Below are 21,244 nucleotides of genomic sequence, written 5' to 3' on the forward strand. Positions count from 1 at the left end.
GGAGAGTGCGATGAATCACCTGGCCACCGAGCACGAGCTCGACACTCCGGCCCTCGATGTGGCCGGGATTCGCGCCCAGTTCCCGATCCTCGAGCGGCAGGTGCACGGCCGGCCGCTGATCTATTTCGACAATGCCGCCACCAGCCAGACGCCGCTGGCGGTGATCGATACGTTTCGCGACTACTACAGCCGCTACAACGCCAACATTCACCGTGGCCTGCATACCCTGGCCGATGAGGCGACGGCGGCCTATGAGGCCACCCGCGAGACGGTGCGCAGCTTTCTGAATGCCGCCGACCGCCGCGAGATCGTCTTCACCCGCGGCACCACCGAGGCGATCAATCTGGTGGCCAACAGCTGGGGTCGGGCCAACCTCGAGGCCGGCGACGAGGTACTGGTGTCGCTGCTGGAGCACCACTCCAACATCGTGCCGTGGCAGTTGCTGGCCAGCCAGCTCGGCATCAAGGTCAAGGTGATCCCGGTGGACGAGCGCGGCGTGCTCGACCTTGACGCCTACCGTGCGCTCTTCACTGAGCGTACCCGGCTGGTGGCGGTGAATCACGTTTCCAACGCCTTCGGCACCATCAATCCGGTGGGCGAGATGGCGACCATCGCCCATGAGCACGGCGCCCTGATCCTGGTCGACGGCGCCCAGGCCACGCCGCACCAGACGGTGGACGTGCGCGCCATCGACGCCGACTTCTACGCCTTTTCCGGTCACAAGGTCTACGGCCCCACGGGGGCCGGTGCGCTCTACGGCAAGGCAGCGCTGCTCGAGGCGATGCCACCGTGGCAGGGCGGCGGCGAGATGATCAAGAGCGTCTCCTTCGAGGTGCCGACTACCTTCGCCGACGTGCCGCACAAGTTCGAGGCGGGCACGCCGGCCATCGCCGAGGTGATCGCCCTGGGCGTGGCGCTGGAGTGGGTGCGCGGCGTGGGGCTCGATGCCATCGGCGCCTGGGAGGCCAGGCTGCTGGAGCGTGCCACGGCGGCGGTGTCGCGCATCGACGGGCTGCGCATTCTCGGCACCGCGCCGCACAAGGCCGGCGTGCTCTCCTTCGTCGTCGATGGGGCGCACTCGCAGGACATCGCCTTGCTGATCGATCAGCTCGGGGTGGCGATCCGTACCGGCAACCACTGCGCCCAGCCGCTGCTGGCGCACTTCGGCGTGACGGCGACCTGCCGTGCCTCCTTTGCCGCCTACAACACGCTGGAGGAGGTCGATGCCTTCGCCGACGCCCTGGAGCGTGTCATCGGAATGGTGCGTTGAGCATGACCAGCATCGAACAGATCGCGAGCCTGCAGAAAGGTCAGAAGCTGCCGCTGCAACGCGACGTGGACGCCATCTCGATCCCCTTCGGCAAGACCATCTCGCTGCCCGAGGATAGCGAGGTCACGGTCATGCAGGCCAAGGGCAGCTCGGTCAGCGTGGGCTATGAAGGGCGCCTCTACCTGATCGAGGGCAGCAATCTCGATGCCCTGGGCCTCGAGCCGCTGCCGCGACCGACGCTGCCCGAGAATGCCAGCGACGAGGAGATCGAGCAGTTCGTGTGGGACCAGCTGCGCACCTGCTTCGACCCCGAGATCCCGGTCAACATCGTCGACCTGGGGCTGGTCTATGGTTGCCGCATCGAACGGCTGATCAGCGGCGAGCGTATCGTCACCATTCGCATGACCCTGACCGCGCCCGGCTGCGGCATGGGCGACGTGATTGCCGCCGATGCGCGCAACAAGATCCTCGGTGCCCCGCAAATCAGCCGGGTGCATACGGAAATCGTCTTCGATCCGCCCTGGAGCCGTGAGATGATGAGCGATGAGGCCAAGCTGGAACTCGGTATGTTCTAGCGGCTGGCCCTCGCTATGGGTGAGGGCCGTCCATCTCCTCGAGCGGTGACGGTGAATGCAGGCGCTGTTGTGGAAAACCTTCAAGTTCCTTCTGATGACGCTCGGCGCCGTGCTGTTGCTGGCGGCGCTGCTGTTCGTCTCCGCCAACCTCTGGGTGTTGGGCAAGACCTATTCACGCATCGAGCATGAGCTGCCGCTGTGCGGCCCGGAGCGGGTCGGCATCGTCTTCGGCACCTCGAGCTGGACTCGCAGCGGCGTACGCAATCCGCATTTCGATGCGCGCATGAATGCCGCTTCCCGTCTGCTGCGGCTGGGTCGGGTCGAGCATCTGCTGCTCTCCGGCGACAACCGTACCCGCCAGTACAACGAACCGATCAGCATGTGGCGCGACCTGCGCCGGCAGTACGTGCGCGACGAGGACATGACCCTCGATTACGCCGGATTCAGTACCTTCGATACGCTGGCGCGGGCGCGTGACGTTTTCGGCGTCGAGCAGGCGCTGCTCGTCACCCAGTCGTGGCATCTGCCCCGGGCGCTGTTCATTGCCGACGCGCTGGGGCTCGAAGTTCGCGGCTGCAGTGCGCCTTCACGCCCGGTGACAGGGCTCTGGCGGTTGCAGGCGAGGGAATGGATGGCGCGTGCCGCCACCGTGGGGGATCTCTACGTATGGGGACGTGAGCCGTACTTCCTGGGGCCGCTGGAGCCGCTGCAGATCGTCCCGCCGACCTGGCGCCAACTGCTGGATCTCGAGCCCGATCTGGACTTCGACTTCGAGTAGCGGCCCTCTGGGATCAGCGGCGACGCTCTTTCTGCAGCCGGTAGAGTTCGCGGATCAGCGCCCGGCACTCCTTCCAGCACTGCTCCACGACCGGCTCGAGGGGATTCGGCAGGGGGTGGGTATAAAGCGTTGCCAGGGCCTGCATCAACACGCGCTCCTGCTCGAGCAGTTCGCCGATGACGACCTGGCTCTCGTTGCCGACGAAGCTCTTCAGGCGGCTCCACAGCCACATGTAGTCGTCGCGCTCGACATCGGCATCGCGCGGGAGCAGCTTGAGGTGCCGTCTGGCCAGCTCACGGAGCTTCTGCAGGGCCTTGGCGCGTGCCTCGTAGTGCGGCTTGAGCGTTTCACGCAGGGAAGGGCGCAGGCGCTCGAGATTGTCCTGGAAATAGTCGATGCTGTCAGCCAGCGCTTCCAATACGCTGTCCATCGCCACCTGGCGATTGTCGAGAAACATGAGCGGTCACCTCCTCCGGTGACGCAGATTGTGGCGGGGGAAACACTGTTTTGCTACCCCCGCAGGCGAAATAAGTAGCCTTTCTACAAAAACAGGCGCTTTTCTCGCAATTACCCTTTGGGCTTGGGCGGTGCCTTGCGCGAGGCGCTGGCATTCTTCTCGATGTGCTCGATGATCAGCCCGGCGATGTCCTTGCCGGTAGCCGTCTCGATTCCCTGCAGCCCCGGTGAGGAGTTGACCTCCATGATCACCGGCCCGTGATTGGCCCGTAGCAGATCGACGCCGGCGACCCGCAGCCCCATCGCCTTGGCTGCACGAATGGCCGTGGAGCGCTCCTCCGGGGTGATGCGAATCAGGCTGGCCGTGCCGCCGCGATGCAGGTTGGAGCGAAACTCTCCTTCGGCCGCCTGGCGCTTCATCGAGGCGACCACCTTGTCGCCGATGACAAAGCAACGGATGTCGGCGCCGCGGGCCTCCTTGATGTACTCCTGCACCATGATGTTGGCCTTCATGCCCATGAAGGCCTGGATCACCGACTCGGCAGCCTGGTTGGTCTCGGCCAGCACCACGCCGATGCCCTGGGTGCCCTCCAGCAGCTTGATGACCAGCGGCGCGCCCTTGACCATGGTGATCAGGTCGGGAATGTCGTCCGGCGAGTGAGCGAAGCCGGTGATCGGCAGGCCCAGGCCCTTGCGCGAAAGCAACTGCAGCGAGCGCAGCTTGTCCCGCGAGCGGGTGATGGCGACCGAGTCGTTGAGAACGTAAGTGCCCATCATCTCGAACTGGCGCAGCACGGCGCAGCCGTAGAAGGTGACCGACGCCCCGATACGGGGGATCACCGCATCGAAGCGCTCGATCTCCTGTCCCTTGTAGTGAATCGAGGGGTGATGGGCGGCAATGCTCATGTAGCAGCGCAGGGTATCAATGACCCGCACCTTGTGGCCGCGCTGTTCGGCGGCTTCCACCAGGCGTCGCGTGGAGTAGAGGTTGCGATTGCGTGACAGCAGCGCGATGTGCATCTTGGGCTCCGGACGTATGGCCGAGTGGGTCAGGGTTCGCCGTGCAGGAAGGTGACGCCGGGCGCCACCAGCAGCCGGCGCAGGGCGCGTCGGCCCAGCAGCATGGGGTAGCGCATGTCACTGCGGTCGGTCAGGGTCAGTTCCACCATCATGTCGAGTTCGCCAAGCAGCATCGGCGTGCGAATCACGTAACGCCACTCCTTGTGACCGTTGGAGCTCGTCACCCGCCGACGGTCGTGCAGATGGGTGCGGTGCTGGTGCGGTGGCGACTCCAGCCCGCCGCTGCGCGTCGTGAAGCTGACCCACAGATGGCCCTCCTCCTCGAAGATCTCGATATCTTCCGCATGCAGCGCCGAGGTATAGGCACCGGTATCGATCTTGGCGCAAACGGTCATGCCGATGGTCGGCAGGGTAGCCATCTCGAGGCGGCCGATGACGGCTTTCGGAGTATAGGGCAGTTCCTTCATGACATTATGTCCCGCTATCCATACTCAGTGGCCCAGCTCGGCCAAGCGCTGGCCGATGGGGGTGTCACGCCGCGATTCGCGCAGCACCATCAGCACGGGCAGGCGCAGACGGGGAATCAGCGCCAGGTCGCGTGCGGCAGAGGCGAAGTCGGCGCCTGGCTGCTGCGCCAGCCGCTCGAGGAAACGTGGCAGCCGCTCACCATGTTCCAGGTGGTTCCAGCCCCGCGCGGCAATGGCGGCCAGCAGGTCGGGGCCGCAGGCCGCGGGGTCGTCCAGCAGGGCATCGTACCAGGTGCCGGCCAGTGCCGGGCTGGCGCCACCCACGGCGCGCACGCAGGCGCACAGGGTTTCCACATCGCCGGCTTGCGCGGCCTGCTCGCCCCGGTGTTGCAGCGCGGTGGCGAGCTCATCGGCAATGGCCACGTGCTCGAGGCAATAGCACAGTGACACCAGCACCTCATTGGGCAGCTGCGGCAGCGAATCGATCAACACCTGGGCCGATTCGCTGTCCAGGCGGATGACGAAATCGGCCAGCCCCTGCAAACCGAGAAACTGCCAATCTACCGGCTGTTGGCCGCTGAGATAGGCTTCCACCGGCTCCAGGTGGGGGCTCGCCGGCTTGTCGAGATCGCAGGTGGCACGTGCATGCAGCATGGCCTGAAAGGGCAGCGATGGGGTGAAGGCCAGCGGGTTGTCGTGCATCAGGTTGTCGATTTGCCCCTGCCGTTCGGGCTCGCGACCGGCGCGCTCCACGTTGCGCCCCAGGGTGACCAGCAGACGCTGCAGGAAGGCATCCCGCGGCGCCGCCACCAGTTGCCCCTGCTCGTCCAGCGGCAGCGCCAGAAACCAGATCAGCGGATCGCTGAGGTCACCCAGACGAAAGACGATGCCCAGGCGCGCCTGACCTTGCCAGGGCAGCGGCCAGGCGGCTCCATCGTCCTCCAGGCTTGCCAGGGTCGCCATGGAGCACGGTTCGACCCGGCGCCCCATGTGATAGAGATGGACGTCGGCCCCGGTACGGAGGAAAAAATCGTGAAGCGAATGAATCGGCTGCATATCGGCTCCCTTTTGAGCGTGCACTCTACCGTGGAGACTGGTCCGTTGTCAGCCACTCCTCAAGCAGGCGGTAGAAGCGTTGATCAATTTATGACCATGCCTGGCGGCCCCCCGGTTTCTCTGCTACGCAGCTGCATTTCCAGAGCTTTTCCACAGCCTCTTGCAGCGAAACTGTGAACAGTCCGGGTGACGTCACTGGCCAGCAGCAGGGGCTGACGGGATATAATGAGGGTACATTCGCTTCAGGTATCCTGACATGACGGTCCACGATGAGCTCGATGTGGCCCTGCGCCGCCTCGAAGCCACGATGAAAGCCACCAACATGTGGCGCATGAACGCTCCGGCGCCCGGTGCGTACGAGAGCCAGCAACCCTTCTGCATCGATACCATGGACCTGCCGCAGTGGCTGCGCTTCGTGTTCATCGCCAGGCTCGATGCACTGATCGAAGCACAGGCGCCGATGCCGGAGAAGTGCGATGTGGCGCCGGTACTGGAGACCTACCTGACGCAGCGGGGAACACGTGCCAACGACCGCCTGCTACTGTGCAAGGCAGTGGAGGAGATCGACCGGCTGGTCACGGAGAATTGAGCCGAAACGCAACGGGGCCCGCCAACCAGCGGGCCCCGTTGCGTGAGCCTACCCTTAGAAGCGGTAGCTGATGCCGGCCATGAAGACCCAGGGGTCGATGCTGACCTTGCCCAGGTCGTTGCCGTCCAGGCTGACGTCGGTATCGATGTCGATGTACCAGGCCGCAGCATTGAGGCCCCAGTTGTCATCCAGGCGCACGTCGAGACCCAACTGGCCTGCCAGACCCCAGGAGCTGTCGAGTTCCAGATTGCCGAGCTCGCTCTTCTCACTGAAGAAATGCGTGTAGTTGAGGCCGATACCGGCATAGGGCTGGAGCTGCGCGCCGGTACCGCCCAGGGGGTAGTACTGCACGGTCAGGGTCGGCGGCAGATGCTTGGTGGAAGCAAGATCCTCACCATTCAGCCGAATGTCATGCTTGAACGGCAGCGCCGCCAGCAGCTCGACGCCGAAGTTGTCGTGGAACAGGTAACCCAGCGTGAAACCCAGGTTGGTGTCGCTGCGAACGTCGACGTCGATGGTGCCGTCCGCCAGGCTGCCGTTGTTGCTCTTGGGGTCGACATGGGCAACGCCCACGCGGGTGATGAAATCGCCCTGGTTGTAGGCGAGCGCCTGGCTGCTGGCCAGCAGGGCGGTGGCGGCAAGGCCGGCAGTGACGAGCGTGGGAAGGGTGTGATTGCGCATGGGTCGACTCCTGTCGTTTCAAAGGGGCAGTTGTGAAGCTGCCATATGATGAAAGGAGTCTACTCAGCGGCTGCGAGGCAATTCTTGATCCAGGGCAATAGTTTCTGTTGAGACAAAAATAGGTATTTCAAATATTTCTTATGCCGTGTAGGACGCTCCTACGAAAACGCCGGGCCCCAGGGCCCGGCGTGGTTGGCATGGTGCGGCCTCGCTTAGAAGCGGAAGGTCACGCCGCCGCCGATGGTCATCGGATCCACCTTGACGGTACCGATGGCATCGCCCTCGGAGGAGAGGCGTGCGTCGACATCGGCATAGTTGGCGAAGCCGTTGAGCATGAAGTTGTCGGTGATGGCCAGATCGATCCCCACCTGACCCACAGCGCCATAGGAGCGGCGGGCGTCGACGCCCTCGGGCTCTCCGGAGAAGCGGGTGTAGTTGAGGCCCGCGCCCACGTAGGGCTGCACGCGGGAATCGAAGCCGCCCAGCGGGTAGTAGTTGACCAGCAGGTTCACCGGCATACGGTCGATGGTGCCGAGGTTAGTACCACCCAGGGCGATGTCATGCTCGAACTTCTCGGAGCTGTTGAGCTCGATACCGATGTTGTCGGTGAACAGATGACCGGCACCAAAGGTAAAGCCGCGAGCGGTATTGAGATCGAAATCCTCACCGCCGGCTTGGCCGTTGTCCGAGCGCACGTCCGACTGAGCGACGCCGCCGCGCACGAAGGTGTCGCCGGCGCTGTAGGCCAGGGCTGCCTGGCTGGCGAAGGTGAAGCCGGCAGCGAGAGCTACCGCGGGAATCAGGCGAGTCGGTTTCATAACAGCGTCCTCCAGGTTTCACTCGAGCCGGAGGTTCCGGCAGTCGTTGAACGTTTCTCAACTATACGAACACTGTTTCTAAAAGTCTTGTTTAAATTTGTTATGGCACTCATTGGCCTGATTGATTGTCGTAATGCCAAGGCTCTCTAATTTCGTAAGCACGCATATGATGATTGGTAGTGGCGATTGTACAATTATTGCTGTTCTGCATCATGGCGAGACGAGGCGCTTGCAGCTAAGCCTTTAACAGGACAAGCAGGAGGCAGACGATGCGAGTCGAGGTACAGGATCCCCCCATCTGGCTCAATCTCGGCGCGATGCTGGTGGCTGCGGCGCTTGCGCTGTGGCTGCTCGTGCGTCCGGAGCTCATCAGCGGATTGCCCATGGCACTGAGGTTGCCGGCCATGGCGCTGGGCATATGGGCGTTGGGGGCGGCGTTCATGCAACCGCTGGGGCTGGAGCTGCGGCGCCACTGGCAGCGGCGTGCCACCAGTCCACCGATCAGTCTGGCGGCGCTGGCTGCCTTCACGCTGCTGGTGGTCGTGCGTGCGCTGTGGCTGGCATGAGGGGTTGCTTGAGCAAGCACGAGAAAGCCGCCCGGAGGCGGCTTTCGTTTGCGGTGAGCTACTGCCTGTCGATCATGCTTCGTCGAAGGTGTCGAAGTCGGCGGTGACACGCAGGTCGGGCTCTTCCGTGGCCAGGCTCGCCACCACGATGGCGATGTAGGCCAGGATGACACCCGGCACGATCTCGTAGAGGTCGAAGATGCCGCCGGACAGCTCGGCCCAGACCACCACGGTCACGCCGCCGGTCACGATACCGGCCAGAGCACCCCACTTGTTCATGCGGCGCCAGTAGAGCGACATGATCAGCGCCGGGCCGAAGGCTGCACCGAAGCCGGCCCAGGCGTAGGCGACCAGGTCGAGCACGGTGGCATCGGGGTTGAGCGCCAGCAGGTAGGCGACGATGGCGATGGCGATGACGGCGAAGCGTCCCACCCACACCAGCTCGGCCTGGCTGGCATCCTTGCGGAAGATCGCCTTGTAGAAGTCGTCGGTCAGCGCTGAGGAGGAGACCAGCAGCTGCGAGTCGGCGGTGGACATGATCGCGGCCAGGATGGCGGCGAGCAGGATGCCGGCGATCACCGGGTGGAAGATCAGATTGACCATCACCATGAACACGGTCTCGCCGTCGGCCAGATCACGCTGCACGAAGCCGACACCCAGCAGGCCCACGGCCACCGAGCTGATCAGGGCGATGGCGGTCCAGGTCACGGCGATGCGGCGCGCGGCGGGGATGTCGCGGTCGCTGCGAATGGCGGCAAAGCGCGCCAGGATGTGCGGCTGGCCGAAATAGCCCAGGCCCCAGGCCAGCGAGCTGACGATGCCGATGAAGGTCAGCGCCTCGCCGGTGGAGGCGTCGCGGAACCAGGCCAGCATATAGGCGCTCTCGTCGGCGAGTGCCGCGGCGGCGCCGGCGGTACCGCCCAGGTCGCCGAAGGCGATGATCGGCACGATGGCCAGAGCTGCCGCCATCATCAGACCCTGGATCAGGTCGGTCCAGGAGACCGCCAGGAAGCCGCCGAAGAAGGTGTAGGAGATCACCGCGATGGTACCGATGGTGACGGCCAGCGTGTAGTCGTAGCCGAACACCGTCTCGAACAGCCGTCCGCCGGCGACCAGGCCGGAGCTGGTGTAGAAGAGGAAGAACAGCAGAATGAAGATCGCCGAGATCACCCGCAGCAGCTGCGACTTGTCGCGGAAGCGATTGGCGAAGTATTCGGGCAGCGTCAATGCATCGCTGACCTTGAAGCTGTAGAGGCGCAGGCGGCGCGCCACGATCAGCCAGTTGAGCCAGGTACCGATCAGCAGGCCCACGGCGATCCAACTGGCGGAGATGCCGCTGACGTAGGCCGCGCCGGGCAGGCCGAGCAGCAGCCAGCCCGACATGTCGGAGGCACCGGCGGAGATCGCCGAGGTCCAGGGCCCCAGCGAGCGCCCACCCAGGATGTAGTCGGAAAGGTTGGTCGTGCGCTTGTAGGCAACGATACCGATACCGAGCATCAACAAGAGATACACCACGAAGGTGAAGCCGATAGCCATGTTGTTCTGAACCATAAGGGGTTCCTTCAATGTTGTTGTGGTCAATGACGAGTGCGGTTACTCGTCTCCCAGCGCAAGCAGTGACGCGTTACCGCCCAGCGCGGCGGTATTGACGGTCACGGTCTTTTCCGTGGCGAAACGCAGCAGGTAGTGCGGTCCGCCTGCCTTGGGGCCGGTGCCGGAGAGCCCCTGTCCGCCGAATGGCTGCACACCCACGACGGCGCCGATGATATTCCGGTTTATGTACACATTGCCAACGCGAATTTTCTGCGCAACGAGCTGTGCAAAGGATTCATTGCGGCTGTGAACGCCGAAGGTCAACCCATATCCTCTGGCATTGATCGAATCGAGCACCTGCTCGATCTCGCTGGCCTTGTAGCGCACCACATGCAGCACCGGGCCGAACTGTTCCCGCTCGAGGGCATCGATGGCGTCGATGCTGAACGCCACCGGCGGTACGAAGGTGCCATGGGCGGTATGTGCCGGATCCAGGCGGGTTTCGGCCAGCAGGCGTCCCTCGCCCTTGAGCTTCTCGATATGCGCCAGCAGATTCTTGCGTGCATCCTCGTCGATCACCGGGCCCACGTCGGTGCCCAGGTCGCGGGGATCGCCGACGTGCAGCTCGTCCATGGCGCCGCGCAGGATCTCGATGACTCGGTCGGCCACATCTTCCTGCAGGTAGAGCACACGCAGTGCACTGCAGCGCTGGCCGGCGCTCTGGTATGCCGACTGGATCACGTCGGCTACGACCTGCTCCGGCAGGGCGGTGGAGTCGACGATCAGCGCATTCATGCCGCCGGTCTCGGCGACCAGCGCCGGCAGCGGGGCGTTCTCGCGAGCGGCCAGCGCGCGGTTGATGATCTGCGCGGTGTCGGTGCCACCGGTGAAGGCCACCCCGGTGATGCGCGGGTCGGAGGTGAGTACGCTGCCCACGGTGGGGCCGTCGCCCGGTAGCAGCTGCACCACGTCGCGAGGCATGCCGGCCTCGTGGAGCAGCTCGATGACACGGTGAGCCACGATGGAGGTCTGCTCGGCGGGCTTGGCCAGCACGCTATTGCCGGCCACGGCAGCGGCCACCACCTGACCGCAGAAGATCGCGACCGGGAAATTCCACGGGCTGATGGCGGCGAACACGCCCTTGCCACTCAGCATCAGGCGGTTCGATTCGCCGGTGGGACCGGGCAGCTCGAGCGGCTCGCCGAACTGCTCCTCGGCGCGCATGGCGTAGTAGCGGCAGAAATCCACCGCTTCACGAATTTCATCGACGCCGTCGGTGAGCAGCTTGCCGCCCTCGCGGGAGCACAGCGTCATCAACTCGGCCAGGTTCTCCTCCATCAGGTCGCCCAGGCGGCGAATGATGGCGGCACGCTCGGCGACCGGCGTGGCTTCCCAGCGCGGGAACGCGGCCCAGGCGGCATCCACCGCGCGAGCGGCCTGGTCGCGGGTAGTCCACTGCACGCTGCCGACCCGCTGACGGCGGTCGTAGGGGCTGAAGACCTCATGCACGTTGCCCGCGATGCGTTCCACGTCGAAGGCCAGCAGCGGCCCGACCTCATAGCTGCGCTCCATGAAGCCCGACATGGCCTTCATCAGCGGTTCGTAATGGCTGCGCACGTTGAGGTTGACTCCCCTTGAGTTGCGTCGTCTTTCGCCGTAGATGTCCTTCGGCAGTGGAATTCGTGGGTTGGAGAAGGTGCGGTACTGGCCGAGCGTCTCCACCGGATGCACGCACAGGGTTTCCACCGGCACCTTGGGGTCGACCAACTGATGCACGAACGAGGAGTTGGCACCGTTCTCCAGCAGTCGGCGCACCAGATAGGGCAGCAGATCCTTGTGTGCCCCTACCGGCGCGTAGATGCGGCAGTAGGTGCCCTTGGGGGCGCGCTTGAGGGCGGCATCGTAGAGCGCCTCGCCCATGCCGTGCAGACGCTGGAACTCGAACGGCCGGGTCGCTTCGTCGGCCATCTCGAGGATGGTGCTTATGGTGTGGGCGTTATGCGTCGCGAACTGGGGGAAGATGCGACCGCGGGTCTGGTCGGAGAGCAGGAACCGCGCGCAGACCAGGTAGGCCACGTCGGTGCAGGCCTTGCGGGTATAGACCGGATAGCCCTCGACGCCGAGCTGCTGCGACTCCTTGATCTCGCTGTCCCAATAGGCGCCCTTGACCAGACGTACCGGAATCTCGTCACCCTGGCGGTCGGCCAGGCGGTTGAGATAGTGCAGCACCGGCAGGGCGCGCTTGGAGTAGGCCTGCACCACCAAACCGAAGTGACCCCAGCCCTTGCAGGCTTCGCTCTCGTAGACGGCGCGGAACACTTCCAGCGACAGTTCCAGGCGATCCACTTCCTCGGCGTCGATGGTCAACGCCACGTCACGCTCGCGGGCCATGGTCACCAGCTCGCGTACGCTGCCTACCAGCTCGCGCAGGATCTGCTCGCGACGACCGAACTCGTAGCGCGGGTGCAGTGCCGAGAGCTTGATCGACACAGAAGGTGCCGGGGTGCGCTCGGTGAGCTTGGTGCTGGTCAAGCCGACCTGCCGAATGGCCTTGGCATAGTCGTCGAAGTAGCGCTTGGCGTCGGCCCGCGTGCGCGCCGCTTCGCCCAGCATGTCATAGGAGTAGGTGTAGCCCTTGTCGAACAGCGGACGGGAGCGCTTCAGGGCCTCGTCGATGTCGCGACCGAGCACGAACTGCTTGCCCATGATCTTCATCGCCTCGTACATGGCGCGGCGGATCACCGGCTCGCCCATGCGATTGACGAGACGGTTGATGAAGCCCGAAGGCTTGCCGTCGCGAGGCTTGTCGAGGGTGACCACGTGTCCGGTCATCAGCAGCCCCCAGGTGGAGGCATTGACCAGCCAGGAGTCGCTCTGCCCGACATGGGCTTTCCAGTCGGCAGGGCCGAGCTTGTCTTCGATCAGCGCGTCGGCCGTGGCCGTGTCGGGGATGCGCAGCATGGCTTCGGCCAGGCACATCAGCATCAGCCCTTCATGGGTATCGAGGCTGTATTGCTGAAGCAGCTGATCGATCGTATCGACGGCGGTGTCCATATCGCGGACTTCGCGAACGAGCTCGGCGGTTTTGTCGGCGATGCGCCGGAAATCCTCGGGATTGGCGCTGAGTACGTTGACCAGCTCCTTGACGAAGGTTTCTTCGTCCACCACATAGTGTTCGCTGATACGCGAGAACAGGCTGTCGAGATCCTGCTGCCAGGTAGCAGCAGCGAGCATGGTTTCAGCATTGAGCATAGGAGTCCCCCGGGTGTCGCCCGTTCCAGAACGGCAAAACGCCATGTGCGTGGCGCTCTGCCCGAACATGGGTGTGTCTTCCTTGACTGTAGGGCCGGTTGAGCGGGGCTGCTTGCCAAAACCCGGGAAGGATTTACGAATTTCGCGGCAGAATGCCGCAGCGGCATTGAAGTTTAGACTTAAGTCGTATGTTGTAGTCGGTTTGTGGCGTCGAGGGGAGAAGGGCGCTCCAGAACGGCGCGCCGGAGCTGGCTCGGCGGGCAGCCGAAAGCACTACGAAACGCATGCGACAGCGCACTCTGGTGGGCAAAGCCGGTACTCACCGCAATCTGTGACAGTGGCATACGACTCTCCTCGAGTAGCCGGCGGGCGGCTTCCAGGCGCCGTCGGCGCACGTATTGCCACGGCGACAGGCCGGTTTGCTCACGAAAGCAGCTGCTGAAGTGGGCTTCGCTGAGGCAGGCTTGTCCGGCAAGGTCGGCCACGGAGATCGGTGCCGCCAGATGCCGGTCAATGAAACGGTCGAGCTTGGCAAGGTTCAGGCGACGCTTTGCCGGTGGCGGCGTTTCTCCGCCGAGTCTGGCGTGCAGGCAACCGAGAAAGGTCGCGGCCAGGCGGTCGCTCTGTGCCGCACTCAAGCTGTCCTGGCTACTGCTCTGCTCGAGCAGCAGGAAGTCGAGATAGTGCTGCAGCGGCTTGTCCAGGGCGAAGAAGCGCGGCGCGTCGAACAGGCGCGAGAGCTCATGATGATAGCCAGTGAGCGAAGGGGCATCTGCCGGAAGGTCGAGGATGAGCTGGCGGTTCTTGCCCTGGCCGACATAGTAGTGAACGTGATTGGCGGGAACGATGCAGCCGGAAAGGGCAGAGATGGCGCCACCCAGGCCTTCGATTTCGAACTCCGCCCTGCCTTGCAGGCCAATCACGATCTGATGAAAGTCATGTGAATGGTGCTGAGTGGCGGTATCGAGCGGAATCTGGCGTATGACGCTGGACATGAGGGCCTCCCGCATGTGGCTGTCGTGACAGAGCTTACCATATCGATGTTGTGTCAACGCTACGATTCGTTGCGTTGCCTTTCACGCAGCCGCTGATGGGCGGCAAGGTGGTTGCGTAGTGCCGTCAGCTCTGCGTGGCCCGTCTTGTCGAGCAGGGGCTTGCCCTGGGCCACTTGCCAGGGGCGACCGTGCTCCTGCATCAAATGCTGGGCGCGCCGTCTTACGCCGTCGAGATAGTCGTCGTGGCGGATCGGATAGTTGATCACTACGTTCCACTCGGTCTCCCCGACCTGGTTGGCGAGCGCCTTGTCGAACAGCTCCAGCAGATGTTCCGGCTCGGTGCGGTAGCGGGGCGTACGGGAAAAGAGAAGCACCAGCACCATGCCGCCGATGATGAACAAGCAAACGGCAAAGATGAGCAGGAAGAGAGCCATGTTCGAGCCACGCTGATGAGCTGGGACCGGACCTGCGGCGGTGAGGTGTCGGGTGCGCTGCCAAGGCCGGTGGGGATGGCATCGCTCCCTGCCTTTGACATGCAGAATCAAGCGCTTGCAAGGGGGAGCATACGTAGCCGCCGCGTCAGCCGCCAGCGGATGGGTAAAATTGTACCGCCCTGCATGAAAGCATGGCAAACCGCTCGATCGGGCGTAGTGAGGCTATTCGCCGCTGCCGAGGCATTGCGTGTCGGCAATCTCTTACACGTTCGTTTATCCCAGGTTAATGCTGGGCGGGGCGGCGGGCTGGCAAAGTAACTGCATCGGGCAGGGAAAGCCCGTGCAAGGAAGACCGAGACAGGGAAGGCTCACCTGCCATGGAGGCTCGGGCAGGAAGCTCGGGATAGTCGAAGGGATGCGGAAACACAGCCCGGCCTCACGGCCGGGCTTTTTGATGCACAAGGAAACGTTCCGTTTCTTAAGTCTTCTTGATCATGGCGGAAGCTTGGCTATCGTTAACGGTAATGAGGCAGGAAGCCCGAACAGAAAGGAACAGGGATGGCCAGGCAAGACAGGACGTCAGGTAGGCCAAGGAGTTCTGAATTTATCGAAGAAAGCTGCATGTTGGCTCCCAGTATCGGCAGTACTGGGGGCTCGTTCTTTGTGGCTTGCTTCTTCATTTTTTGGCCCTGCGCTCTTCATTATTTTGGCCCTGCGACAGCTATTGCATGGTGACTGGAGTCATTGAGGTGGATTTTTCGCTCTGCTCCTTGTCATGAATGTGCCCATTGGTTCCCGCCGACAGCCTGCTCATAGGCTGATGGCATCTCGCAGGAATTCGGAATGAGGGGTGTCGGACAGGAGAGAGCCAGATGACACAAGGGGTGCATGACAGGAGGTAATGGTGAGCTGGAAAGGAACCAACGTTTGAAGCCCGGCCCAGCGCCGGGTTTTCTTTGGCCATAGGCTGCCTTCAGCGAAGCGGTCTGCCGATCTTCTGTGCTGATCCGATGCGAGGATGAGCGATAACTGTAACGTTTTGAGTACACTTTCATCCAATGCGAAACGAGATGAAAATTATTCTGCAGAGGCTTAACGTGCGTTAATTTCTTTGCCAGTCAACGATGGCACGGTAGACAGCCGCCACCCAGCGTGGCCAAGCAAGACGAACGCCGATTGGCCGTGCACCGGCTTTCTTGGGCTGGATGGCAGTTTCAATCAGGTAAGAAGTGGACATCCTTAACGCTCGAGACGTGCGGCTCGCGGAGGTTGAGGTTGTCTGACATACAAGAGGTGCTATCAGGAAATAGGCCAAATATCACTTGGGATTCGCGAGCGCAGGAGAAGAAAAATGATCAGGCTAACTGGGAAGGCGGGATCGAAATTTTTTGAAGAAAAGGGCCCTGTTGTTGCAATCGTATCGTTTATGACATTCATGTCATGGATGTTGTTCTGGCCGCATGGAGTGAGTGTGAGTAGCGCCATCGGCCAGGAGCCCGAAATAACCAAATATGAAAAAATCAAGAACTCCTATTCCGTGCAAGTTGCGGATCTGTTGCGAATCGATGAAGACATTTTTTCACGCTCCTTGAGCATTCTCGACACGCAGCGATTTTACTGCCTGCTGGCGGAGCACTTCGGCATGGAAGAAAGCCGCTCGCTGCGCCCTTCGTCTTTGCTGCGTTATGAAGCCTTGTGTGAGGTTTTTGCCGATGCCGCGAGCATGGTCGATACCTATGCCGATCGGCTCAACGGGGGAAGCGGTTTTTACCCGGAGCTACATGAGTTCAAGTTTCACTCTCGAGAAAAAGAGCATGTCATTGGGCCTTTCTTGAGCGCGGAGGAGTGCGTCGAGATTGTAGAGCGTTTGCTACGGCTGGGTGAGCATGCTTCGCGCTGCAGTTCCTATGGGGTTTCAGGCAAGCCGATACTTTATGGTGCGCTGCAGTAAGTGCTGCTGCGCCGACTGGTTTGTCTGCTGTCTGTCTTTCCGAGTCCTGACACGACGAATGGTTACTTACCGAAACGGGAGAAGTATTGCCTGCATCCGAGTGAGCCGATGCCGCCATGCGCTGTCTCAGCATGGAGGGCGGACAGCGGTCACGCCTGCTCTAGGGGGTAGCCGTGCTGGACAGGACTTGCCGGCTGCCGGAGTGTTAGTCTAGTAAGGCAATGTTCGGTCTGGAGAAAGGCATGAAGGCATGGCGTCGATCCTGTATAGGCCTGATGGCTGCGGTGTGGCTGGCGGGTTGTGGCGGCGACGGCAATGGCGCGCCGGCGGAGGAGGAGGCCGAGCTCGAACAGCCGACTGACGTTACCGAGCCGGTGGAGGAGCCGGTCGAGGTGGAGCCGCTTGCTGTCGAAATACACGCTTCGGCCACCCTGCGTAGCGATAGACGTTTGATGGTCGAAGGAGAGACCAATCTGCCTGACGAGACGCGACTGCTGATAATAGTGGAGCGCGAATTGAGTGGCGTACGCTGGCAATCGCGTACCATGGTCGAAGGCGGTGGTTTTGCCACAGGGCCCTTCGGCCCCGGTAGCGGTCTGCCGGATGGCGGCTACCTCATTACCGTCAATCTGGTGGAAGCCAGCGTTCAGCCGCCTGCCGTACGCGAGCGAATCGGCGAGCAAGGCGAACACCTGGAAGGAGAGCTGGTCAGAAGCGCCCGGCATGGGCTGGGGCAGGTGGCCAGCTATTCGCGGCGATATCTGATCGGCAGTGAGCCTCGGCGGACTACCGACCAGGTCGACGTTCTAGAAGTGGAGTAAGGGTAGAGTGGCGCCATTCAGGCGCCTTCCATTCGCCAACGCGCCAGTAGCCGCCCCACGATTTTCTCCGAGGCCTCCAGTGGGGTCGGCAAGGCCCCGGCATCGTTCTCGCTACGGCACACCGGCTGGCCGTTTTCACTGAGTTCCAACTGGCCGATATAGAAGCCGCCGGCACCTTCGATCAGATAGTGTCCCGGTCGGTCGCAGTTCTCCGTGGGGCCGAAGGCAGCAAGATCGCCATTCTCGAGATAATCGAAACGCTCGCCTGGTGCGGGGGTGACGAGGTAGCACTCGCCGTCCCAGCTGACGCCATTCAAGATCTCCCGGGACAACGCAATACGATTCGAGCTGGCAGCCTGCCAGGGTGCCGGGGGCTGGCCGCGAAGGTAAAGCGGGGTCGTCACGAGCTGCGTCTCGCCTTCGAGCAGCTGCCCCAGGGTGCAGCCGAGGGCGTCTGCCAGTGCTACCAGTCGCTCATGACCTATCTGTTTGATCGCACCCGACTCCCAGTATGAGATCGTGACATCCGATACGCCGACCTTCCTGGCAAGCGCAGCTTTGTTGAGATTTGCTTGCAATCTTAATTGCTTGATTCTATTGCCCAGTGAGTCCATTTCATCAACCTGAAGACTGAGGAACCAAAGGAATGTGATTGTCAATGATCTGTGTTAAGTGTGCAAATTTGGCGGTTCAACGCTTTGCACACTATTTCTGATCGTGCCGGGAGCGGTGGCGGCGATGATCCTGCCGCGGGACGGCACGGCGATGCTTGACGGAAGCAAGGCGGCCGGTGCGGCTGCCCCCGTCGTTCCAGGTGCGTATAATGCCGCCATGAGTTTTCCCGACTGGATAAGGACGACATGACCGTACGTACTCGTATTGCGCCGTCACCCACCGGTGACCCCCACGTAGGTACCGCTTACATCGCGCTGTTCAACCTCTGTTTTGCGCGACAGCACGGCGGGCAGTTCATCCTGCGCATCGAGGATACGGACCGAGTGCGCTCCACGCTCGAGTCCGAGCGGATGATCCTCGACTCGCTGCGCTGGCTGGGGCTCGAGTGGGACGAGGGGCCCGACGTGGGCGGGCCGCACGGCCCTTACCGGCAGAGCGAGCGCGGCGATATCTATGCCGAATATGCGCGCCAGTTGATCGAGGCTGGACATGCCTTCAAGTGCTACCGCACCAGCGAAGAGCTGGACGAGCTGAGGGAGGCGCGCAAGGCTTCCGGTATGCACCTGGCGCTCAAGCCTGATGATCTGGCTCTGCCGGATGACGAGGTGGCGCGTCGCGAGCGGGAAGGGTGGCCGTACGTGGTGCGCATGAAGGTGCCGAGCAGCGGGACCTGTGTCATCGATGACATGTTACGTGGCACCATCGAAGTCGATTGGGCGCAGGTCGACGCTCAGGTGCTGTTGAAGTCGGATGGCATGCCCACCTACCACCTGGCCAACGTGGTGGATGACCATCTGATGGGCATCACCCATGTGCTGCGCGGCGAGGAGTGGATCAATTCGGCGCCCAAGCACCAACTGCTATATGAGTACTTCGGTTGGGAAATGCCGGTGCTATGCCACATGCCGCTGCTGCGCAACCCCGACAAGTCGAAGCTTTCCAAGCGCAAGAATCCCACCTCCATCAACTACTACAAGCGTATGGGGTTCCTGCCCCAGGCGGTGATCAACTACTTGGGGCGTATGGGCTGGTCGATGCCGGATGAGAGGGAGAAGTTCTCGCTCGACGAGATGATGGCGCATTTCGACATCCAGCGCGTATCGCTCGGTGGGCCGGTGTTCGACCTGGAAAAGCTCACTTGGCTCAACGGGCTCTACATTCGCGAGGACCTCGACGATAGGGCATTTCTCAAGGCGCTCATGGAATGGGCGTTCAACGAAGAGTACGTCGGTCAGATCCTGCCCCAGGTGCGTACCCGGGTGGAGACGCTCTCGCAGGTGGCGCCGTTGGCCGGCCACTTCTTCAGCGGCGTGCCTGATGTGAGGGAGCAGGACTTCGACGGCATCAAGCTGGAGCGCGAGGAGCTCGTCAGGCTGCTGCAGTTCCTCGTCTGGCGCTTCGAGGCGGTGCCGGCCTGGCACAAGGAGGCGCTGCTCGCCGAGGTCAAGCTGCTGGCCGGTCACTTCGGATTCAAGATGAAGGATTTCCTCGCGCCCGTGTTCATCGCCATCACCGGCTCTGCAGCCAGTACCTCGGTGATGGACGCCATGGCCATCCTCGGCTCCGACGTGACCCGGGCGCGGCTGCGTCATGCCATCGAAGTGCTGGGGGGTGTGTCCAAGAAGCAGGCCAAGCGCTTCGAGAAGGAGTACCGCGATCTCGGCTGAGTCGCACGGGCCTTGACAGGCGGCGGGGTAAATCGGTAATATACGCCCCGTCTTCAAGGCACATGTGGGGCCTTAGCTCAGCTGGGAGAGCGCGACACTGGCAGTGTCGAGGTCAGCGGTTCGATCCCGCTAGGCTCCACCAAATCTCTTGTGCCGATACTTGAACGACATTGCGTCCCATTCGTCTAGTGGTCCAGGACACCGCCCTTTCACGGCGGGAACAGGGGTTCGAACCCCCTATGGGACGCCACTTTCCTCCTTCGGACTCCGCTCCGTATCATTCTGCACTAATACGCATTCGCCTGTTTGAGCCATGCAATCGGTTCTCATTTGGGCGGGCTGGTCTGCGTGAAAAGCCCATTGAAGTAGCCGTTTTTTCAGCTTTTCCCACTTGACTTGTCCACTTGCTCAGTGTGCGGCTTGCGCCCCTGTGCGTAAATCCCCGAATTGGCTCCTGTTGAGTGTGCGACTGCAAAAAACGAATGATTTCAATGGGTTATTGTTGGTCAAAAAATAGCCAATCTAACTGCAAGCCCCTTCTCATGCCGATTTGATGGTGTTTTCTTGAGGTTGTGAACAGGGTTATCCACAGAATGTGTGGAAAACGTGCCGGCCTTGCCGATGGCGGGGCGCGCTCCGTGTAAAGTGATGGCTGTCAAGTAGCGGTTAACCCGTTTCTAGTGCTTTCCGCTTAGGGGCGTCGCGAGTAGGCGACGCCCCTAGGCGTGTAAGCTACGTGAGGCGGATCAGTCGCCGTGCCCGCGCAGGCGGCGTAGCAACGAAGAGGTGTCCCAGCGTCCACCTCCCATGACCTGAACGTCGCCATAGAACTGGTCCACGAGTGCGGTGACCGGCAGGCGAGCCTGCAGGCGACGCGCTTGCTCGAGACAGATCCCCAGGTCCTTGCGCATCCAGTCGACCGCAAAGCCGTGCTCGTACTCGTCGGCGATCATGGTCTTGTGGCGGTTCTCCATCTGCCACGAGCCGGCAGCACCCTTGGATATGACGTCGATCACGCGCTGCTGGTCGAGACCGGCTCGTTCGGCAAAATGCAGCCCCTCGGCAAGCCCCTGTACCAGGCCGGCTATGCAGATCTGGTTGACCATCTTGGTCAGCTGGCCGCTGCCGGCCGGTCCCATCAGGGTCACCGCCCTGGCATAGTGGGCGAGGGTGGTCTCGGCGCGAGCGAAATCCGCTTCTGAACCGCCGCACATGATGGTCAGGGCGCCGTTCTCGGCGCCTTGCTGGCCGCCGGATACCGGCGCGTCGATGAAGCCGATGGCGCGCTCGCGGCAGGCGGCGTCGAGTTCCTGGGCGAGATCGGCAGAGGCAGTGGTGTGGTCGACCAGCAGGCTGCCCGCATGCATGCCGGAGAGCGCTCCCCGTTCGCCCACGGTGACCTGCCTGACGTCGTCGTCATTGCCGACACACACCAGCACGAGATCGGCTCCCTGGGCGGCTTCAGCAGGCGTGGCGTGGTGGCTGCCGCCGAACTGCTCGACCCAGGCCTTGGCCTTGCCCTCGCTGCGGTTGTAGACGCGCACGGTGAGCCCCGCGCGGGCCAGGTGGCCGGCCATGGGGTAGCCCATCACGCCCAGGCCGATGAAAGCGACGGTGGAAATCTGTTCATGCATGTGCTG

Annotated in this window: 20 protein-coding genes and 2 tRNA genes; 10 read left to right on the forward strand and 12 right to left on the reverse strand. The window is 62.6% G+C overall.

Going from position 1 to position 21,244, the window contains the following annotated elements:
* The first annotated feature begins 10 nt into the window (after positions 1–10).
* Genes C4S71_RS15020 through C4S71_RS15030 form a run of 3 tightly spaced genes read left to right on the forward strand, consistent with a single transcriptional unit; the run spans position 11 to position 2,623 of the window.
* Positions 11–1,270, forward strand: coding sequence for an aminotransferase class V-fold PLP-dependent enzyme (locus tag C4S71_RS15020; protein WP_103969676.1), 1,260 nt, complete (start codon positions 11–13; stop codon positions 1,268–1,270).
* A 2-nt stretch (positions 1,271–1,272) separates the two neighbouring features.
* Positions 1,273–1,845 carry a putative Fe-S cluster assembly protein SufT gene (gene sufT, locus C4S71_RS15025; RefSeq protein WP_086510749.1) on the forward strand — a complete coding sequence of 191 codons (573 nt, stop codon included), beginning with the start codon at positions 1,273–1,275 and terminating at the stop codon, positions 1,843–1,845.
* 55 nt (positions 1,846–1,900) lie between these two features.
* Entirely contained in the window at positions 1,901–2,623 is a 723-nt protein-coding gene (locus tag C4S71_RS15030; RefSeq protein ID WP_103969677.1) for a SanA/YdcF family protein, read from the forward strand.
* Positions 2,624–2,636: 13 nt separating this feature from the next.
* Here C4S71_RS15030 and C4S71_RS15035 read toward each other — a convergent pair whose 3' ends face one another.
* The 4 genes from C4S71_RS15035 to C4S71_RS15050 all read right to left on the reverse strand — a co-directional run bounded on the left by C4S71_RS15035 (position 2,637) and on the right by C4S71_RS15050 (position 5,622).
* Positions 2,637–3,080, reverse strand: coding sequence for a hypothetical protein (locus C4S71_RS15035; protein ID WP_010627730.1), 444 nt, complete (start codon positions 3,078–3,080; stop codon positions 2,637–2,639).
* Positions 3,081–3,190: 110 nt separating this feature from the next.
* Entirely contained in the window at positions 3,191–4,099 is a 909-nt protein-coding gene (rimK, locus tag C4S71_RS15040) for a 30S ribosomal protein S6--L-glutamate ligase (RefSeq protein WP_103969678.1), read from the reverse strand.
* Between the two features lie 29 nt (positions 4,100–4,128).
* Positions 4,129–4,566 (reverse strand): ATP-dependent zinc protease family protein, encoded by a 438-nt coding sequence (locus tag C4S71_RS15045; protein WP_086510753.1) that lies wholly within the window; start codon positions 4,564–4,566, stop codon positions 4,129–4,131.
* Between the two features lie 24 nt (positions 4,567–4,590).
* Positions 4,591–5,622, reverse strand: a complete 1,032-nt coding sequence (locus tag C4S71_RS15050; RefSeq protein ID WP_103969679.1) for a DUF3549 family protein — start codon at positions 5,620–5,622, stop codon at positions 4,591–4,593.
* Positions 5,623–5,878: 256 nt separating this feature from the next.
* Here C4S71_RS15050 and C4S71_RS15055 point away from each other — a divergent pair, with 256 nt between their 5' ends.
* Positions 5,879–6,211 (forward strand): YqcC family protein, encoded by a 333-nt coding sequence (locus C4S71_RS15055; RefSeq protein ID WP_086510755.1) that lies wholly within the window; start codon positions 5,879–5,881, stop codon positions 6,209–6,211.
* A 54-nt stretch (positions 6,212–6,265) separates the two neighbouring features.
* Here the strand turns inward: C4S71_RS15055 and C4S71_RS15060 are convergent, their stop codons facing one another.
* Positions 6,266–6,892 carry an OmpW/AlkL family protein gene (locus tag C4S71_RS15060; RefSeq protein WP_086510756.1) on the reverse strand — a complete coding sequence of 209 codons (627 nt, stop codon included), beginning with the start codon at positions 6,890–6,892 and terminating at the stop codon, positions 6,266–6,268.
* Between the two features lie 212 nt (positions 6,893–7,104).
* The gene (locus tag C4S71_RS15065) at positions 7,105–7,710 is read right to left on the reverse strand and encodes an OmpW/AlkL family protein (RefSeq protein WP_086510757.1); all 606 of its coding nucleotides are present in this window, start codon (positions 7,708–7,710) and stop codon (positions 7,105–7,107) included.
* Positions 7,711–7,979: 269 nt separating this feature from the next.
* Between C4S71_RS15065 and C4S71_RS15070 the strand changes: the two genes are divergently transcribed.
* The gene (locus C4S71_RS15070) at positions 7,980–8,276 is read left to right on the forward strand and encodes a hypothetical protein (RefSeq protein WP_086510758.1); all 297 of its coding nucleotides are present in this window, start codon (positions 7,980–7,982) and stop codon (positions 8,274–8,276) included.
* A gap of 72 nt (positions 8,277–8,348) precedes the next feature.
* Here C4S71_RS15070 and putP read toward each other — a convergent pair whose 3' ends face one another.
* From putP to C4S71_RS15090, 4 genes are all read right to left on the reverse strand, one after another.
* Entirely contained in the window at positions 8,349–9,827 is a 1,479-nt protein-coding gene (gene putP, locus C4S71_RS15075) for a sodium/proline symporter PutP (RefSeq protein WP_086510759.1), read from the reverse strand.
* A 42-nt stretch (positions 9,828–9,869) separates the two neighbouring features.
* Positions 9,870–13,061 (reverse strand): bifunctional proline dehydrogenase/L-glutamate gamma-semialdehyde dehydrogenase PutA, encoded by a 3,192-nt coding sequence (gene putA, locus C4S71_RS15080; protein ID WP_103969680.1) that lies wholly within the window; start codon positions 13,059–13,061, stop codon positions 9,870–9,872.
* A gap of 179 nt (positions 13,062–13,240) precedes the next feature.
* Complete coding sequence (locus tag C4S71_RS15085) at positions 13,241–14,056, reverse strand: AraC family transcriptional regulator (protein ID WP_103969681.1); 816 nt, start codon at positions 14,054–14,056, stop codon at positions 13,241–13,243.
* 59 nt (positions 14,057–14,115) lie between these two features.
* A complete protein-coding gene (locus tag C4S71_RS15090; protein WP_103969682.1) occupies positions 14,116–14,490 on the reverse strand; it encodes a hypothetical protein in 375 nt (124 codons plus the stop codon).
* Positions 14,491–15,841: 1,351 nt separating this feature from the next.
* Here C4S71_RS15090 and C4S71_RS15095 point away from each other — a divergent pair.
* Positions 15,842–16,441, forward strand: coding sequence for a hypothetical protein (locus tag C4S71_RS15095; RefSeq protein WP_103969683.1), 600 nt, complete (start codon positions 15,842–15,844; stop codon positions 16,439–16,441).
* A 242-nt stretch (positions 16,442–16,683) separates the two neighbouring features.
* Positions 16,684–17,262: a hypothetical protein gene (locus C4S71_RS15100; protein WP_103969701.1), complete on the forward strand. Its 579-nt coding sequence runs from the start codon at positions 16,684–16,686 to the stop codon at positions 17,260–17,262.
* A gap of 17 nt (positions 17,263–17,279) precedes the next feature.
* Here C4S71_RS15100 and C4S71_RS22755 read toward each other — a convergent pair whose 3' ends face one another.
* Positions 17,280–17,921 carry a helix-turn-helix domain-containing protein gene (locus tag C4S71_RS22755; protein WP_371832046.1) on the reverse strand — a complete coding sequence of 214 codons (642 nt, stop codon included), beginning with the start codon at positions 17,919–17,921 and terminating at the stop codon, positions 17,280–17,282.
* A gap of 201 nt (positions 17,922–18,122) precedes the next feature.
* Between C4S71_RS22755 and gltX the strand changes: the two genes are divergently transcribed.
* The 3 genes from gltX to C4S71_RS15120 all read left to right on the forward strand — a co-directional run bounded on the left by gltX (position 18,123) and on the right by C4S71_RS15120 (position 19,854).
* Entirely contained in the window at positions 18,123–19,604 is a 1,482-nt protein-coding gene (gltX, locus tag C4S71_RS15110; RefSeq protein ID WP_086510764.1) for a glutamate--tRNA ligase, read from the forward strand.
* Positions 19,605–19,670: 66 nt separating this feature from the next.
* Positions 19,671–19,746, forward strand: a tRNA-Ala gene (locus C4S71_RS15115).
* A 32-nt stretch (positions 19,747–19,778) separates the two neighbouring features.
* Positions 19,779–19,854 (forward strand) — tRNA-Glu (locus tag C4S71_RS15120).
* Positions 19,855–20,350: 496 nt separating this feature from the next.
* On the opposite strand, the gene C4S71_RS15125 is transcribed toward C4S71_RS15120, so the two are convergent.
* Positions 20,351–21,238, reverse strand: a complete 888-nt coding sequence (locus C4S71_RS15125) for an NAD(P)-dependent oxidoreductase (RefSeq protein WP_200825303.1) — start codon at positions 21,236–21,238, stop codon at positions 20,351–20,353.
* Positions 21,239–21,244: the final 6 nt, after the last annotated feature.

Source organism: Billgrantia desiderata, assembly GCF_900108215.1.
GTDB classification, from domain to species: domain Bacteria; phylum Pseudomonadota; class Gammaproteobacteria; order Pseudomonadales; family Halomonadaceae; genus Halomonas; species Halomonas desiderata.

Coding starts and splice junctions, on each gene's coding strand:
- C4S71_RS15020 (WP_103969676.1), top strand. CDS start 11: ATGAATCACCTGGCCACCGAGCACGAGCTCGACACTCCGGCCCTCGAT.
- sufT (WP_086510749.1), top strand. CDS start 1,273: ATGACCAGCATCGAACAGATCGCGAGCCTGCAGAAAGGTCAGAAGCTG.
- C4S71_RS15030 (WP_103969677.1), top strand. CDS start 1,901: ATGCAGGCGCTGTTGTGGAAAACCTTCAAGTTCCTTCTGATGACGCTC.
- C4S71_RS15035 (WP_010627730.1), bottom strand. CDS start 3,080: ATGTTTCTCGACAATCGCCAGGTGGCGATGGACAGCGTATTGGAAGCG.
- rimK (WP_103969678.1), bottom strand. CDS start 4,099: ATGCACATCGCGCTGCTGTCACGCAATCGCAACCTCTACTCCACGCGA.
- C4S71_RS15045 (WP_086510753.1), bottom strand. CDS start 4,566: ATGAAGGAACTGCCCTATACTCCGAAAGCCGTCATCGGCCGCCTCGAG.
- C4S71_RS15050 (WP_103969679.1), bottom strand. CDS start 5,622: ATGCAGCCGATTCATTCGCTTCACGATTTTTTCCTCCGTACCGGGGCC.
- C4S71_RS15055 (WP_086510755.1), top strand. CDS start 5,879: ATGACGGTCCACGATGAGCTCGATGTGGCCCTGCGCCGCCTCGAAGCC.
- C4S71_RS15060 (WP_086510756.1), bottom strand. CDS start 6,892: ATGCGCAATCACACCCTTCCCACGCTCGTCACTGCCGGCCTTGCCGCC.
- C4S71_RS15065 (WP_086510757.1), bottom strand. CDS start 7,710: ATGAAACCGACTCGCCTGATTCCCGCGGTAGCTCTCGCTGCCGGCTTC.
- C4S71_RS15070 (WP_086510758.1), top strand. CDS start 7,980: ATGCGAGTCGAGGTACAGGATCCCCCCATCTGGCTCAATCTCGGCGCG.
- putP (WP_086510759.1), bottom strand. CDS start 9,827: ATGGTTCAGAACAACATGGCTATCGGCTTCACCTTCGTGGTGTATCTC.
- putA (WP_103969680.1), bottom strand. CDS start 13,061: ATGCTCAATGCTGAAACCATGCTCGCTGCTGCTACCTGGCAGCAGGAT.
- C4S71_RS15085 (WP_103969681.1), bottom strand. CDS start 14,056: ATGTCCAGCGTCATACGCCAGATTCCGCTCGATACCGCCACTCAGCAC.
- C4S71_RS15090 (WP_103969682.1), bottom strand. CDS start 14,490: ATGGCTCTCTTCCTGCTCATCTTTGCCGTTTGCTTGTTCATCATCGGC.
- C4S71_RS15095 (WP_103969683.1), top strand. CDS start 15,842: ATGATCAGGCTAACTGGGAAGGCGGGATCGAAATTTTTTGAAGAAAAG.
- C4S71_RS15100 (WP_103969701.1), top strand. CDS start 16,684: ATGAAGGCATGGCGTCGATCCTGTATAGGCCTGATGGCTGCGGTGTGG.
- gltX (WP_086510764.1), top strand. CDS start 18,123: ATGACCGTACGTACTCGTATTGCGCCGTCACCCACCGGTGACCCCCAC.
- C4S71_RS15125 (WP_200825303.1), bottom strand. CDS start 21,238: ATGCATGAACAGATTTCCACCGTCGCTTTCATCGGCCTGGGCGTGATG.